We start from the raw sequence: 14,561 nt of genomic DNA on the forward strand, positions 1-14,561 counted from the left end.
GGTGGTCGCGAAGGCGACACCAGTCGATCTTCGCGGGCGGTCCGATGACGACGTTGGCTCCGACAGTCGCCGGGCGCCGGAGCGCGCCGTCCACGCTCCGTGCGCCCGTCGACGACCAGTTCGGCCTGGCCTGCTGGAGCGGCCGGTCACGGTTGATGGAGTGCGCGCACCGGCATGACGACATCGAGGTCAACCTCGCCGAGGGCGGTGAGCTGACCTACCTCTTCGGAGGCGTCCCGGTCGAGATCGCGTCGGGGACCGCGGCGGCCTTCTGGGCCGCCATTCCGCACCAGCTCATCCGCGCGCCCGCGCACGCCCGGGTGCACTGGATCACGATCCCGCTCGGTCGCTTCCTGCGCTGGGGCCTCACCGGCGCCCTGGTCGGTCGGCTGCTCCAGGGGCAGCCGCTGCTGGCGCGTACGGAGTCGGGGAGCCTCGACGCGAGTCCCTTCGGGCGCTGGGCGGACGACCTCGCGACCGGTGACCCGGACCTGCGTGGGATCGCCTCGCTGGAGATCCAGGCCTGGATCCGGCGGCTGGGTCGGCACGCCGCACCGATGGACGACGTCTCCGCGGCCGGAGGCGGCACGACTTCCGACTCCGACGGTACGACCGTGGGTCGCGCCGCCGGGATGGCGCGGTTCATCGCCGTACGCTTCCGGGACCCGATCAGCGTCGGCGAGATCGCGGCGAGCGTCCATCTCCATCCGCACTACGCGATGGGCGTCTTTCGCGAGGTGGTCGGCACGACGCTCGGCGCCTACCTCACGCAGTGCCGTGTCGCCGAGGCCCAACGGCTCCTGCTCACCACGAGCGCGACGATGGGAGAGATCGCCCACGCATCCGGGTTCGGCTCACAGAGCAGGTTCTACTCCTGTTTCACCACGGCGTGCGGCGTTCCACCGGGCAGCTATCGCCGGATCCACTCCGGCCCTTTCTGAGCGTGGCGAGCGTGCCGTTCGGTCCGGTGCGCGCCAGCGGTTTGGCCGAAGGTGCCCCACAGCTGGCTCGCATAGCATGTGAGCGTGTGGTCCACGGTGCACGCACGTGACGTTGTGGCTGCGTGGGACGTCGCATCCCCCGAGCGACCCAGCCGGGTGGCCGGTGTCACCATGGCCGGGTTCGGCGTCCATAGCATCACGGCGCCCCTTCGGATGGTCCCCCACCCTGGCCTGACACTGGTTCTGGAGTTCGGCGCCGGTCAGCCCATCGTGGACGACGTCGCCGGGCCACGGCCGTGGGGAAGTCTCGTCGCCGGACTCGGGTTCGGGTTCGGGGGGGCGGTCCTGGTGCGGGGTGAGAACGTCGAGTGTGTGCAGGTGCGCCTCTCCCCGGCGATCGCACGTGCGGTTCTGGGTGTCTCCCCCGCCGACCTGGACGGCGCGGTGGTCTCCCTCGACGATCTGTGGGGCCGGGAGGCGGCGCGGATCCGGGAGCGACTGGGCGAGGTCTCCTCGTGGGAGGAGCGCTTCGCGTTGACCGACGCGTTGCTCGCCCGCCGGAACGAGGCGGCGTCGGCCATCGACGCGGAGGTGTCCTGGGCCTGGCACCGGATCCTCGCCGGCCGTGGCCTGGTCCGGATCGACGCCCTGGCGACCGAGCTCGGATGGAGCCGTAAGCGACTGTGGTCCCGGTTCCGTTCGCAGCTTGGTATGCAGCCCAAGCTCGCCGCGAAGCTGGTCCGCTTCGACCATGCCGTCCACCGCCTGGTCGCGGGTGAAGGCGCGGCCCGCGTCGCGGCCGACGGCGGTTATGCCGACCAGTCCCACCTGCATCGCGACGTCGTGGCGTTCACCGGAGTGACCCCCGGAACCGTGGTCGACGAGCCGTTCCTGGCAGTCGACGACACCGCATGGCCCACCCGCGCCGCTCGCTGAGCTTCATCCACGAGTCGCGCTCAGCCCACCACCGAGCGCGGCCAGTGGGTCGTCGGCGAGCCGGAACACCGTCCACTCGTCCATGGGGACCGCGCCGAGCGAGCGGTAGAAGCCGATGGAGGGCGCGTTCCAGTCCAGGACCGACCACTCCAGCCGGGAGTATCCGTGGCGTACGCACTCCTCGGCGAGTGCTGTCAACAGCGCCTTGCCCAGCCCGGCACCCCGGTGCTCGGGCTGGACGTAGAGGTCCTCGAGGTAGATGCCGTGCGTCCCCCGCCAGGTCGAGAAGTTGAGGAACCACAGTGCGCAGCCGACGACCTGCCCGCCCACCTCGGCGACGTGGCCGAACACCGCTGGTGATGGGCGAAACAGGGCGTCCCGGAGCTGGTCGGCGGTCAGCTCGCACTCCTGCGGCGCGCGTTCGTAGGCCGCGAGTTCGTGCACCAGCCCCACCACGGCGTCCACGTCGGACTCGCGGACGCGGCGGATGCGCTGGTCGGGGACGTCGGTCACGACTGCTCACCACTCCTTCGTCGGGTGCCCTCATGCTGGCACGCCGGAGTTCTGCCCACCCGGGTGCGTCGCGCGACGTGGGTTGCGTCGTATATGCCGTCGTGGTTATATGACGTCATGGCGACCCACTTCGAGGTGCTGGCCGAGCCCACCCGCCGGCGCATCCTGGACCTCCTGCTGGAGCGACCACGTTCGGTGGGAGAGCTCGTCGACCAACTCCAGCTCAGCCAGCCGGGCACGTCCAAGCACCTGCGGGTGCTCCGCGAGAGTGGCTTCGTCCGGGTGCGCCAGGACGCGCAGCGCCGCTGGTACGAGCTGCGCCCCGAGCCGCTCGCCGAGGTGGACGCCTGGCTCGCGCCCTACCGGCGGCTGTGGGAGAACCGGCTGGACGCCCTCGAACGTCACCTCGACACCATGCCCGACTCCCCCGACCTGCCCGACTCCCCCGACTCTCCGGCCGCGCACCGACGCCAACGAAGGACGGACTGACCAGATGGACGGCACCTTGCGCACGGCGGACGGCCGCTGCGTCCTGCGCTTCGAACGCCACCTCACCCACCCCGTGGAGAAGGTGTGGCGGGCGATCACCGAACCCGACGAACTCCGCCACTGGTTCCCGGCCGAGGTGGAGATCGAGTTCCACAGCGGCGGGAAGATCCGCTTCACCCAGGGCGCCGCGGCGACGACCGGAGAGATCCTCGAACTCACCCTCCACCGCGTCTTCGCGTTCAGCTGGGACGCCGACATGCTCCGGTTCGAGCTGCATCCGGAGCCGGGCGGCTGCAGCCTCGTCTTCACCCACGCCTTCGACGACAAGTACGGCGCGTCGAGCTTCGCCTCCGGCTGGCACCACTGCCTCGACGGGCTCGCGGCCCGGCTCGTGGGCCAGACCATGGACTGGCCCACGGGTCTCGGTGACCTGCACGAGAGGTACGTCGTCGACCTCGGCCTCGACGAGGGTGTCCTGCGCGAGACCGGCGGCGGGTACGAAGTGCGGTTCGAACGCCAGCTGATCCGCCCGGTCGAGCAGGTCTGGGACTTCCTGACCGGTGCGGCCGAGCCACCCGCGGCAGCCGACGCGTCGGCCACGTCCGCCACGTCGACTGATCGTCCGCCCGCCACACGACCCCAACGTGGCGCCCTACCGCCGGTCAGTTTCCGCAACGACCAGGCGCCCGCCGGGTCGGTCACCGTACTCGAGCCGCCGAACGTCCTGGAGTACGCCTGGCTGGCGGACGACGTGGAGGCCGGCAAAGTGCGCTGGGAACTCGCGCCCGGGCCGGGAGGGTCCCGGCTCCTCCTCACCCAGTCGGTGCCGACGGCGTTCGTCGACCGGGTGCCGGCGGTGTTGGCCGCCTGGCACACCCACGTGGAGCTGCTGGCCGGCTGGCTTCGAGGCGAGGGCCGGTGCTGGCCGGAGGGCCGGACCGAGGAACTCACCCGGCACTACGCGTCAACGAAACCCTGACGCGAGGCTGCCGAGGACAGCCGTGCGCCCGTAACCGTGGGCGCACGGCTGCGGCTCAGCGACCGCGCTTGGTGCTCGCCCGGAGGAACTCGCGGTTCATGTCGGCGATGCTCTGCAGGGGAATGCCCTTCGGGCAGGCCAGCGTGCACTCACCGGTGTTGGTGCAGCCGCCGAACCCCTCCTCGTCCATCGCGGAGACCATGTCCAGCACGCGGCTCTCGCGTTCGGGCGCTCCCTGCGGCAGGACGTTGAGGTGGTTGATCTTCGCGCTGGTGAACAGCATCGCCGAGCCGTTCGGGCAGGCCGCCACACAGGCGCCGCACCCGATGCACTCGGCGTGCTCGAAGGCGTAGTCCGCCGCGGCCTTGGGGACCGCGGTGGCGTGCGCGTCCGGGGCACTGCCCGTGGGTGCGGTGATGTAGCCGCCGGCCTGGATCACCCGGTCGAACGCCGAGCGGTCGACAACGAGGTCCTTCACGACAGGGAACGCCGAGGCCCGCCAGGGCTCGATGTCGATGGTGTCCCCGTCGGAGAAGTGCCGCATGTGCAGCTGACAGGTGGTGGTGCGTTCGGGTCCGTGTGCCTGGCCGTTGATGACCATGCCGCACGCCCCACAGATCCCCTCGCGGCAGTCGTGGTCGAACGCGACCGGCTCCTCCCCACGCAGGATGAGGTCCTCGTTCAGGACGTCGAGCATCTCGAGGAAGGACATCTCCGGACTGACGTCCTCGACCCGGTAGGTGACCATGGAGCCCTTGTCCTCGGGCGAGCGCTGGCGCCAGATGCGCAGGGTGAGGTTCATGCGTAGCTCCGCTGGGTGGGGTGGACGTACTCGAAGCTCAGATCTTCCTTGTGCAGAACGGGCGCCGAGCCCGCACTGGTGAACTCCCAGGCGGCGACGTAGGAGAAGTTCTCGTCGTCGCGAACGGCCTCGCCGTCGGCGCTCTGGCTCTCCTCACGGAAGTGACCACCGCAGGACTCCGCGCGGTGCAGAGCGTCGAGGCACATCAGTTCGGCGAGCTCCAGGAAGTCGGCGACCCGGTTCGCCTTCTCCAGCGACTGGTTGAGCTCCGCGCCGGTGCCGGGCACCTTCACCCGGCGCCAGAACTCCTCGCGCAGTTCGGGGATGCGACCGAGCGCCTTGCGCAGCCCGGCGTCGGTTCGGGCCATGCCGCACAGGTCCCACATCAGCTCACCGAGTTCGCGGTGGAAGGAGTCCGGCGTCCGGTCACCGTCGACGGCGAGCAGCCTGCGCAGTCGGTCGTCGACCTCGCTGACCGCGGCGTCGACCGCCGGGTGACTCCGCTCCACCGAAGCGAGCTTTGCCGTCGCGAGATAGTCGTTGATGGTCGCCGGGAGGACGAAGTAGCCGTCCGCGAGGCCCTGCATCAGCGCGCTCGCACCGAGCCGGTTGGCGCCGTGGTCGGAGAAGTTGGCCTCCCCGATGGCGAACAGACCCGGGACGGAGGTGGAGAGGTCGTAGTCGACCCAGAGTCCGCCCATCGTGTAGTGAACGGCGGGGTAGATGCGCATCGGCCGGGTGTAGGGGTCCTCGGCGGTGATGCGCTCGTACATCTCGAACAGGTTGCCGTACTTCTCCGCCACCTTGTCCCGCCCCATCCGGGCGATCGCGTCGGCGAAGTCGAGGTAGACGCCCTGGCCGCCGGGCCCGACACCGTGCCCGGAGTCGCAGACGTTTTTCGCGGCGCGGGAGGCGATGTCGCGCGGGACCAGGTTGCCGAACGCCGGGTAGATCCGCTCGAGGTAGTAGTCGCGCTCGTCCTCGGGAATCTCGTTCGGTGGCCTGGTGTCGCCCTTGGCCTTCGGCACCCAGATCCGGCCGTCGTTACGAAGCGACTCGCTCATCAGCGTGAGCTTGGACTGGTGGTCGCCCGAACGGGGGATGCAGGTCGGGTGGATCTGGGTGAAGCAGGGGTTGCCGAAGTACGCACCACGCCGGTGGGCCCGCCAGATCGCGGTGGCGTTGGAGCCCTTCGCGTTGGTGGAGAGGTAGAAGACGTTGCCGTACCCGCCGGAGGCAAGCACGACCGCGTCGGCGAGGTGGACCGAGATCTCACCCGTCACGAGGTCGCGCGCGACGATGCCGCGCGCACGTCCGTCGACCACGATCAGGTCGAGCATCTCCGTACGCGCATGCAACTCCACGTTGCCCGCGTCGATCTGCCGGGACAGCGCCTGGTAGGCGCCGAGCAGCAGCTGCTGACCCGTTTGGCCGCGGGCGTAGAACGTGCGGGAGACCTGGACCCCGCCGAAGGAGCGGGTGTCGAGCAGGCCGCCGTACTCCCGGGCGAACGGCACGCCCTGCGCCACGCACTGGTCGATGATCTCGACCGACGCCTCGGCGAGCCGGTGGACGTTGGACTCGCGGGAGCGGAAGTCGCCGCCCTTCACCGTGTCGTAGAAGAGCCGGTGCACCGAGTCGCCGTCGTTGCGGTAGTTCTTGGCGGCGTTGATGCCACCCTGCGCGGCGATCGAGTGGGCGCGGCGCGGCGAGTCCTGGTAGCAGAACTGCACGACCCGGTAGCCCTGCTCGGCGAGGGTCGCGCCGGCCGAGCCGCCCGCGAGACCTGTTCCCACGACGATCACCGTGTGCTTACGGCGGTTGGCGGGGTTGACCAGCTTCGCCTCGAACCTGCGGCGGTTCCACCGCTCGGCGATCGGCCCGTCGGGTGCCTTGCGGTCGACGACGGGTTCGCCGACCTCGTAGGAGAGATAGGAGGTCATGTCAGCTCACAACTCCGGTCATGACTGCGACCGGTACGACGATGAAACCGGCGGTGAGGGCGACCGCCAGGACGTTCGCCACGACCTTCAGGCTGCGGTCGCGACCACGGTTGTTGGCGCCGATTGTCTGTGCGGCACTCCAGAAGCCGTGCCGAATGTGCAGGCCCAGGGCGAGCATGGCGACGATGTAGATGATGTTGACCCACCAGACCCGGAAGTCCGCGACGACGTTCTCGTAGGGGTGGTGGGCCTGGCCGAGCGGATTCACGGTGAGCGTCGTCAGGTCGAGGATGTGCCAGATGATGAAGAGGCCGAGGATGACGCCACCCCAGCGCATGGTGTGAGTGGCGTAGCTCGCGCGCGCCGGCGGCCGGTGCTGGTAGCGCTGGGGACGGGCGGCGCGGTCACGCCGACTGAGCTGGTAGGCGGTGATCGCGTGAAGTACGACACACACCACCAGGACGAAACGCTGCACCCAGAGGTACCACGAATTGTGCAGGACCGGTTCACCGATCGTGCGCAACCAACCGGCGTAGGAGTTGAACTCGGCCGCACCGAAGAAGATCTTGAGATTGCCGAGCATGTGCACGACCAGGAAGAGCAGCATGATCACGCCGGTGCCGGCCATGACCGCTTTCTTGCCTAGAGTCGACGCCCACAGAGTGCGTACGGCGGACGGTCGAGCCGTCCCAGTCGCCAGTGCCATGATTCCTCACGGTAGGGCCCAGGCAGCCACAGGTCTAAGACATGATCCGCCTGGTTTCAATAGCTGCTCGCTATCCTGGGACGTGTGCAGTTGCAGCAGTTGGCCTACTTCGTAGCAGTCGCCGAACTCCGGCATTTCACCCGTGCCGCCGAGCGTGTGCACGTAGCGCAACCTTCGCTTTCGCAGCAGATCCGGGCGCTGGAGCGCGAACTCGGTGCGGAACTCTTCCGCCGGGCCAGGGGCAACATCGCCTTGACGGACGCCGGTGAGACGCTGCTTCCCCTTGCCCGCCGCATCCTCGCCGACACCGACACCGCCCGCCTCGAGGTGCAGGAGCTCGTCCAGCTCCGGCGCGGCCGGGTCCGCCTGGGCGCAACTCCGAGCCTGTGCACGGGCCTGCTCCCCGACGTACTCCGCGCCTATCACCTGCAGTACCCCGGGATCCAGCTGCAGGTGGAGGAGGCCGGGGCGCGGGATCTCATTCGTGAGCTCGCGACCGGCAACCTCGACCTGGCCCTGGTGATCCTGCCCCTACAGAGCCACGACCCCGCCCTCGCGACCACCGAGCTGCTCCGGGAGGACCTGGTGGTGGTCTCCTCCGCCGCCGAGCCGGCCCGATGGGAGGGAGGATCACTGCGGATCGAGGACCTGCGGGACCAGCCGCTGGTGATGTTCCGTCGCGGCTACGACCTTCGGGAGTTCACCCTCGGCGCCTGCCGCGCGGCCGGCTTCGAGCCGACGTTCGCCGTCGAGGGCGGTGAGATGGACGCCGTGCTCGGGTTCGTCGAGGCCGGGCTCGGCATCGCCGTGGTTCCCCGGATGGTGGCCGACCGGCGCGACACCGTACGCGTGACCTCGTTCGCCGGATCGGAGGTGCACCGGACGATCGGGCTGGCGCACCGCAACGACGTCGAGCCGCCGCGGGCGGCCCGCGAGCTGCGCCGGGTCCTGGTCGACTACCTCACCCGGGCGGCGGACGCGGGAGCGCTCCCCCCCGGCACGCGCCTGTTGCGGGAGGGCGCCGGTCGGTCCCGGCGTGGTCGCGCGGACACCGCGGGTCGGGAGGCCGGAGCTCAGAAATCTGGAGGTCAGGAAAGTGGAGGTCAGGAAACTGGAGCTAAGGAGACCGGGGCTAAGGAGACCGGGGCTAAGGAGACCGGGGCTAAGGAGACCGCCAGTTAGGTCGTGCCCCGGGCTCGTGGTCGAGCAGTGGTTCGGGGGCACGCGCACCCCTACGGCTCCCGCGTCACCTCGGCGGGGTCGCGGTCGGCCCGCAGGCCGCGCCAGGCGGGGTTGCGCAGCCGGCCCTCCCTGGTCCACTCGGTGAACGCGACCTCGCCCACCAGCACCGGGCGTACCCAGTGGGCGCCGCGGGCGTCCGGCCTCGGGAGGGGTTCGTCGAACGCCGAGACCGGCTGCTCCAGCGGGGCCAGCCGGGCCATCAGCTCGACCAGCCGCTCCTGCGTGAACCCCGTTCCGACCCGGCCCGCGTACCGGAGTCGCCCTCCCTCGTAGACACCGCACAGCAGCGCGCCGAACGTCCCGGCCCGGGAGCCCTCCCCGACCCGCCAGCCACCGAGGACGACGTCCTGCGTCCGCAGGTGCTTGACCTTGAGCCAGGTACCCGCGCGCCGGCCGGGTTCGTAGCTGGAGTCCAGCCGCTTCGCGACGACTCCCTCCAGGAGCTGGGCCGCGCTGGTCCGCAGGGCCGCCTCACCGGAGCCCTCGAACGCCGGCGGCACCTGGTACTGAGGGCCGGCGAGTCCGAGACCCTCCAGCGTCTGCCGACGGGCGGCGTAGGGCTCCCGCAGCAGCGATACGCCGTCCAGATGGAGGACGTCGAACACGAGGTAGACCACCCCGGGGGGCGCCACCGGCTCCCGCCCCGGCGGGCGGCGCCGACCCCGACCCGCGCCCAGACCGTGCATGCGTGACTGGAGCAGCTCGAAGCTCGGCCGGCCCTGCTCGTCCAGCGCCACCACCTCACCGTCCAGCACGCACGGGCGCCCCGGCAACGCGGCGCCCACGGCGGAGACCTCCGGATACGTACGCGTGAAGTCGCGCCCGGACCGGCCCAACAGGACGACCTCGCCGGACGCGACGTAGGCGACCGCCCGGACACCGTCCCACTTCATCTCGAAGGACCACCGGTCCTGCTCGCGCTCGGCCGGCATGCGACCTGCCGTCGCCAGCATGGGCGCGATGTGGGGCAGCCCGAGGACGTCGGTCATGCCCCGATCATCGTCGTTCGTAGGCCCAGATGGTGCTGGTCATCCCGAGCAGCCTGACCTGGTGCCGGTCCCGCAGCCGCAAGGTGGGCGGCACGGCCTCCTTCGGAAGCTCCGGAACGAGCAGGACGACCCGACCGCCGGGTCGGGTCACGCGGGCAAACTCGGCCATCACGTCCTTGATCCAGACCCGGGGGTCGCCCTGCACGGAGTACTGCCGGCCGAACGGGAGGTTGGACACGCACGCGTCGACGGACGCGTCGTCGAGGTCGAGGTCGCGAGCGTCCCCGTCGTGGACGTGGGAGGTGTCGGCGTTGCGGCGGCTGCTCGAGACGGCGCTCGAGTCGATGTCGCGCCCCTCGACCGCCCAGCCCATCGCCTTGGCCTCCACCAGGATCGTTCCCGATCCGCAGCACGGGTCCAGGAGCGTGCCGGGCGCGCCGCGCGGGCCGTCGACGTCGGGTCGACCGGCCAGCGCGACCATCGCCGCCGCGATCGGGGGACGCAGTGCGCCTGGTCGCTCAGTGCCTCGGCCACCGTGCTGGCGCATCTGGGCGGTGGTGAGGCGGAGTCCCGCGACGAACCGTCCCTTGGTGTACTCGAGCGCCCACACCTCGAGCTGGGCCGGATCGGCCGGGCGCCACCCGGGCTCGGCCGCCGCCACCCCGGCGTCCAGGGCACGGCGGAGCTCGGTGCGCTTCCAGGTGCGTTCCTGCAGGACGCGCACCACGGCCCGGTAGGTCAGCCGGGGCTGACGACCACCGCGCCGGCCCGAACCGGCCCTGTTCCCCCGCCACAGCTGGAGACCGGCGGCCAGTCGCCCTGGGCGCAACAACCTGCGGACGATCCATGGGGGCTTGTCCCCCTCGGAGCGGAAGGTCCGGCCCAGCTCGGCGAACACGTCCTCGACGCTGCGCAGACCGAGCAGGGCGCGTTCGCGCCCGGCGGCGACCTCGCAGAGGAGGACGTCGGCGCGGCCGTCGTTGCCGACGTCGCTGACCTCGACGCCGGGTAGGTCCGAGAGCTCCCGCCGGACCAGCGGAGCGAGGCCGGGAGCAGCGAGAACGAACATTCGGGTCGTCGAGCGGGCGGGACCAGAGCTCGGCCCGGAGCGCTCGACCGATCGCGTGCCTGACCGGTCTGCCATAAGTCGGCAAGCCTAGCGATCCAGCCGGGACCGTGCGGGCCCGCACCCGCCTGGGCCCGCACGCTCCCTCCGTCGGGGCTCCCCGTCAGGGCGCCCTCATCCCCCCGACGGGGGTCCGACCGGGACTTCGGCCAGGCCCGGGTCGGCGGCCACGACGGGTCGAAGCTCGTAGCGGACGGGAGTGTCGCGGTAGATCACCCGGTAGACGAACACCCAGAACCTGGCCTCGAACGATCGGGCCTCCCCACCGTCGAGTCGGTGGGCCGTGCACTCCACCCACGCGCCGGTCACGCGTCCCCGCCTCGTACACGGAGCCACCCGCACGCGCGGGCTTCGGGCCAGTCGGCGGACCTTCCAGGTCTTCGCGCGGGTGGTGAAGAACGCCTGGTCCCTGCCCACCTGAATGCCCACCGGCGTGTCCACACCGCGCCCGTCGCGGCGGTACGTCGTGAGCAGGGCGACGCGCGAGGTACGCAGGGGGTCCAGCGCCCTGGCCGCGTCGTTCGCGGGCGCCGGCGAGGGCGAGGTCATGGCCGCTCCCCCGCCCCCACGCCGACACCGTCGCCGACGCCGCCGAGGCCCGGAGGCGTCGAACGGCGGGTGTTCTGGAACGACGCGAAGCTCCACTCGCCGTCCTCGCGCACGGCGACGAAGGTCAGGATGGAGTCCCGGCTCGGATCCGGTGCTGACGCGCCCTGCAGGGTGGAGCCACCGGTCGCGACCACGAGGGCCACGTCCGGGCGGAGAAAGCGGATCTGGACGCCATCGTCACCTGTCGAACCACCGGTGAGACGGGAACCCTTCAGCGGACCGGCGAACAACGGCCGGTGGACCTCCTCGATGGCGGCACGGCCCTGGCTGTGCAGGCCGAAGAAGGTGATGTAGTCGGCGTCCTCGGTGAACACCTGCGCGAACGCGTGCGCGTCCCCGTCGTTCCACGCGTCGGCCAGTCGGCCCATGAGGGCGCGGACAGCGGTCTGGTCGGACATCTGCGTACTCCTGTCGGTCATGCCCGCTCGAGCGATCAAGCCCGGTCGAGCACCATCGGATGGTCAGGCGTCGTCGACGACGCCTGCTCCGCGAAGCCGCAGGTGGATATCCTCGTGGGTGCACTGCCCTGAACGAGGCCGCGCCCGCGGGTGCGGAGTCGGTTGGGTCGACTCGGCCGGGTGTTGACGCACCCGGCCGAGGTCGTGTCGGGCCATGCTCGGGCCGGCTCACGGTCGTGCCGGCCCGCTGTGTCACGTTGGGTCCTGCTGGTCCGCTCGCCCTGGGTGCGGACGCTCCCCCTTCCAGAAGGTCTCGTGATGTATCCCGAGATCGTCACCCTGGAGTGGTGCCGACCACCGCAACTCCCCCGACCGCACGTCGGCGAGGACGCCGCGGACCCAGTCGAGTTCGGCCGCCAGCAGGGCGCGCTCGTACTCGAGTTCCAGGACCAGCAGCCGTGGCAGGCCGCCCTCGCGCAGGCTCGCGGCAACACCGTCGAGCGTGGCGATGCCTCCCTCCAGCGAGGCGATGCGGGTGCCCAGGCTGCGTTGGACGTCCTCCGGAGGCAGGCAGCCGAGCATCGAGATGGCCGCGGTGAACGTCGGGTTCTCCCGCTCCGGCCGCTCCAGCAGTCGGCGCAGTCGGGCCGCGAGTTCGGCCCGGCCTTCCGGAGTGATCTCGTAGACCGTCCGCTCGGGTCGACGACCTTCCCGGCTCGTCTCGACCGGGGTGATCAGCTCGTCGCGGGCGAGCCGGTCGACGGCGTGGTAGAGGCTGCGCGGGAGCCCGGTGACGTAGTCCTTGTGGGTGTCGACGATGAACCGGTGGAGCTCGTAGGGATGGCGCGGGCCCTGTAGCAGCAGGGCGAGCACGGTGAGCCCGACCAGGTCGCCGGACGGCTTCCGAACCATGTCGAGCCTCTTCCTGTCCCCGCCACCGTCGTACGGCCGTCGACGCTCCTCGCGGATCGGGTCGACGAGCAGGTAGGATGGCGCAGCCTCCGAGTTGCAGAAGTCTTTATTGCAACTTGCACTATGGCGTGAGGCTAGTCGAGCGAGTGGGCGCTGGCAAGCGTTCCGACGTCGGAGGACCGGCGACGAGCGCCTACTGGCCCTACCTCGGGCCAGCACAGGAGACACCAGGAGCACGTGGGGCGCGCGCGCCCGTGGCCGGCCGAGGCCGCTGGGGCCCGGGCCGGCCCAGGCGGTGTGCTGGCGGGCCTCAGCGGCCCAGCGGCCGCCTCAGCGACCCAGCGGCCTCAGCGACCGGCGGGAACGATCGCCTCGATGGCCGGCAGGATCTCGCCGAGCGCCTCGAGCATCGCCTCACTCCACGGGCCGGACGGGGCCAGGATCACGTGCTCGAATCCGAGCGCGGCGAGTCGTCCGAACCGGTCGAGCAGCTGCTCCCTGCTCTCGGTGCCGCCCTTCCCTTCCCCGGACAGCGAGACGCTTCCGGTCACCGTCTTCTCGATCTCGTCATAGGACCGCCCCTGCTCCGCGCAGTGGTCACGCAGGACGGCGAGCTTGTGCTTCAGGACGGTCTCGCCATCCGGAGTGTGGAGGATGTCGAACAGGTTGCAGGCGTCGGCATACTTCGCGACGAACCGCAGCGTCTTCTTCTCCCCCATTCCACCGATCAGGATCGGCGGGCGCGGGTGCTGCAGCGCGTTCGGCGAGTTCAGCGGATCGCCCAGGTGGTAGTGGGTTCCCTCGAACGCCGAACGGTCACCCGCCCACATCTGGTGCGCGATCCGCAGGGTCTCCTCCAGCCGTTCGAACCGCTCGGCCATCGGGGGGAACGGGATGCCCAGACCGGCGGACTCGACCGCGTTCCAGGCCGCTCCGATCCCGAGCCAGGCCCGGCCGCCGGAGAGGACGTCGAGACTGGTCACGGTCTTGAGCAGGACGCCGGGATGGCGGTATGGCGCGCCGGTCACCAGGGTGCCGAGCCGGATCCGCTCGGTCTGGCCGGCCACGAACGCGAGCGCGGTGTAGCCCTCGAGCATCGGATCCTCCGGCGGGCCGTTCATCCCGATCTGGAAGAAGTGGTCCATGACCCACAGGGAGTGGAATCCGGCCTGGTCCGCGATCCGCGCGAGGCGACCGACGTGGGACCCGATGCGCTCTGGCCCGTCCGGCCAGGAGAAGTCGGCGATCGACATGCTCGTACGCAACGAAGCACTCCTTATTAGCTGGCTAACGTTGTCCGGCTCATCATAGCCGCGACGGCGGCTCCCTCAAGCCCCATGGCGATTGGCCACCGACCGCTCAGTCCGCCAACATCCCCTCTCCGACGTCGAGCTCGCCCGGGCGCGACTCGGCGCGCGACTCCGCGCCCGACTCAGCCGCCGAACCAACCGGCCACGTCGAGCCGGAACGCCTCCGCCGGTACGACGGTTCGCAGGTCGGCCTCGAGTTCGCCCAGCCTCCGCGCGCCGAGCGCGTCCGCCCAGCGCTCGCGCAGGTCCTCGAAGATCACCGCCGACCGGGCGAGGGAGTCCATCCCGCGCGGGGTGAGCCTGATCAGCTTGCGACGCGCGTCAGTCGGGTCGTCGACCCGCTCTGCGTAGCCGAGATGCTCGAGGCGATCGACAGTCTTGCCGGCGGCCTGCTTCGACACCCCGAGCCGACGACCCACCTCGGTGGCGGTTGCCCCGTCAAGGCCGATCGCCTGCATCGCGAAGCCGTACACCGGGCGTACCTCGGGATGCCCCTGCCGGGCCAACTCGGCGTGAAGTTCGTCGATGAGCGAGCGGAAGCCGGCGAGCAGCAACAGGGGCAACTCGAAGGCCGGACCGCCCTCTCGTCCGCGGGAGTCAGGCATTGCCAAACTCGACAACCCGGTTTACGGTTTCGTCAACCACGTTGTCAATTTTAGCGGGCGG

Annotated in this window: 16 protein-coding genes; 5 read left to right on the forward strand and 11 right to left on the reverse strand. The window is 70.6% G+C overall.

What is annotated here, in order from left to right:
- Nucleotides 1-53: 53 nt before the first annotated feature.
- Complete coding sequence (locus HEB94_RS35655; protein ID WP_192753920.1) at nucleotides 54-941, forward strand: helix-turn-helix domain-containing protein; 888 nt, start codon at nucleotides 54-56, stop codon at nucleotides 939-941.
- An 84-nt stretch (nucleotides 942-1,025) separates the two neighbouring features.
- Nucleotides 1,026-1,877 (forward strand): AraC family transcriptional regulator, encoded by an 852-nt coding sequence (locus HEB94_RS35660; protein ID WP_337918133.1) that lies wholly within the window; start codon nucleotides 1,026-1,028, stop codon nucleotides 1,875-1,877.
- Nucleotides 1,878-1,880: 3 nt separating this feature from the next.
- Here the strand turns inward: HEB94_RS35660 and HEB94_RS35665 are convergent, their stop codons facing one another.
- Nucleotides 1,881-2,390 (reverse strand): GNAT family N-acetyltransferase, encoded by a 510-nt coding sequence (locus HEB94_RS35665; RefSeq protein WP_337918134.1) that lies wholly within the window; start codon nucleotides 2,388-2,390, stop codon nucleotides 1,881-1,883.
- 117 nt (nucleotides 2,391-2,507) lie between these two features.
- On the opposite strand from HEB94_RS35665, the gene HEB94_RS35670 reads away from it, so the two are divergent.
- Together HEB94_RS35670 and HEB94_RS35675 are read left to right on the forward strand one after the other, a co-directional pair.
- The gene (locus HEB94_RS35670; protein ID WP_192753921.1) at nucleotides 2,508-2,879 is read left to right on the forward strand and encodes an ArsR/SmtB family transcription factor; all 372 of its coding nucleotides are present in this window, start codon (nucleotides 2,508-2,510) and stop codon (nucleotides 2,877-2,879) included.
- Between the two features lie 4 nt (nucleotides 2,880-2,883).
- A complete protein-coding gene (locus tag HEB94_RS35675; RefSeq protein ID WP_192753922.1) occupies nucleotides 2,884-3,858 on the forward strand; it encodes an SRPBCC family protein in 975 nt (324 codons plus the stop codon).
- Nucleotides 3,859-3,913: 55 nt separating this feature from the next.
- Here HEB94_RS35675 and HEB94_RS35680 read toward each other — a convergent pair whose 3' ends face one another.
- From HEB94_RS35680 to HEB94_RS35690, 3 genes are read right to left on the reverse strand one after another with little or no spacing between them, the layout of a single operon-like run.
- A complete protein-coding gene (locus HEB94_RS35680; RefSeq protein WP_192753923.1) occupies nucleotides 3,914-4,660 on the reverse strand; it encodes a succinate dehydrogenase/fumarate reductase iron-sulfur subunit in 747 nt (248 codons plus the stop codon).
- Nucleotides 4,657-6,603: a fumarate reductase/succinate dehydrogenase flavoprotein subunit gene (locus HEB94_RS35685; protein WP_192753924.1), complete on the reverse strand. Its 1,947-nt coding sequence runs from the start codon at nucleotides 6,601-6,603 to the stop codon at nucleotides 4,657-4,659. Before HEB94_RS35685 ends, HEB94_RS35680 begins: the two co-directional genes overlap by 4 nt.
- Before the next feature lies 1 nt (nucleotide 6,604).
- Nucleotides 6,605-7,309 (reverse strand): succinate dehydrogenase cytochrome b subunit, encoded by a 705-nt coding sequence (locus tag HEB94_RS35690; protein WP_192753925.1) that lies wholly within the window; start codon nucleotides 7,307-7,309, stop codon nucleotides 6,605-6,607.
- A gap of 84 nt (nucleotides 7,310-7,393) precedes the next feature.
- Between HEB94_RS35690 and HEB94_RS35695 the strand changes: the two genes are divergently transcribed.
- The gene (locus tag HEB94_RS35695; RefSeq protein WP_192753926.1) at nucleotides 7,394-8,491 is read left to right on the forward strand and encodes a LysR substrate-binding domain-containing protein; all 1,098 of its coding nucleotides are present in this window, start codon (nucleotides 7,394-7,396) and stop codon (nucleotides 8,489-8,491) included.
- A gap of 50 nt (nucleotides 8,492-8,541) precedes the next feature.
- On the opposite strand, the gene ligD is transcribed toward HEB94_RS35695, so the two are convergent.
- The 7 genes from ligD to HEB94_RS35730 all read right to left on the reverse strand — a co-directional run bounded on the left by ligD (nucleotide 8,542) and on the right by HEB94_RS35730 (nucleotide 14,500).
- On the reverse strand, nucleotides 8,542-9,540 hold the full coding sequence (gene ligD / locus HEB94_RS35700) for a non-homologous end-joining DNA ligase (RefSeq protein ID WP_192753927.1): 999 nt from the start codon (nucleotides 9,538-9,540) through the stop codon (nucleotides 8,542-8,544).
- A gap of 7 nt (nucleotides 9,541-9,547) precedes the next feature.
- On the reverse strand, nucleotides 9,548-10,609 hold the full coding sequence (locus HEB94_RS35705; RefSeq protein ID WP_192753928.1) for a TRM11 family SAM-dependent methyltransferase: 1,062 nt from the start codon (nucleotides 10,607-10,609) through the stop codon (nucleotides 9,548-9,550).
- A gap of 171 nt (nucleotides 10,610-10,780) precedes the next feature.
- Nucleotides 10,781-11,215 (reverse strand): PPOX class F420-dependent oxidoreductase, encoded by a 435-nt coding sequence (locus tag HEB94_RS35710; protein WP_192753929.1) that lies wholly within the window; start codon nucleotides 11,213-11,215, stop codon nucleotides 10,781-10,783.
- Entirely contained in the window at nucleotides 11,212-11,673 is a 462-nt protein-coding gene (locus HEB94_RS35715; RefSeq protein WP_192753930.1) for an SgcJ/EcaC family oxidoreductase, read from the reverse strand. Before HEB94_RS35715 ends, HEB94_RS35710 begins: the two co-directional genes overlap by 4 nt.
- 252 nt (nucleotides 11,674-11,925) lie before the next feature.
- Nucleotides 11,926-12,585: a PadR family transcriptional regulator gene (locus HEB94_RS35720; RefSeq protein WP_192753931.1), complete on the reverse strand. Its 660-nt coding sequence runs from the start codon at nucleotides 12,583-12,585 to the stop codon at nucleotides 11,926-11,928.
- Between the two features lie 347 nt (nucleotides 12,586-12,932).
- Nucleotides 12,933-13,850, reverse strand: a complete 918-nt coding sequence (locus HEB94_RS35725; protein ID WP_192753932.1) for an LLM class F420-dependent oxidoreductase — start codon at nucleotides 13,848-13,850, stop codon at nucleotides 12,933-12,935.
- 167 nt (nucleotides 13,851-14,017) lie between these two features.
- On the reverse strand, nucleotides 14,018-14,500 hold the full coding sequence (locus HEB94_RS35730; RefSeq protein ID WP_192753933.1) for a MarR family winged helix-turn-helix transcriptional regulator: 483 nt from the start codon (nucleotides 14,498-14,500) through the stop codon (nucleotides 14,018-14,020).
- Nucleotides 14,501-14,561 lie beyond the last annotated feature (61 nt).

This window comes from Actinopolymorpha pittospori (genome assembly GCF_014873875.1).
GTDB classification, from domain to species: domain Bacteria; phylum Actinomycetota; class Actinomycetes; order Propionibacteriales; family Actinopolymorphaceae; genus Actinopolymorpha; species Actinopolymorpha pittospori.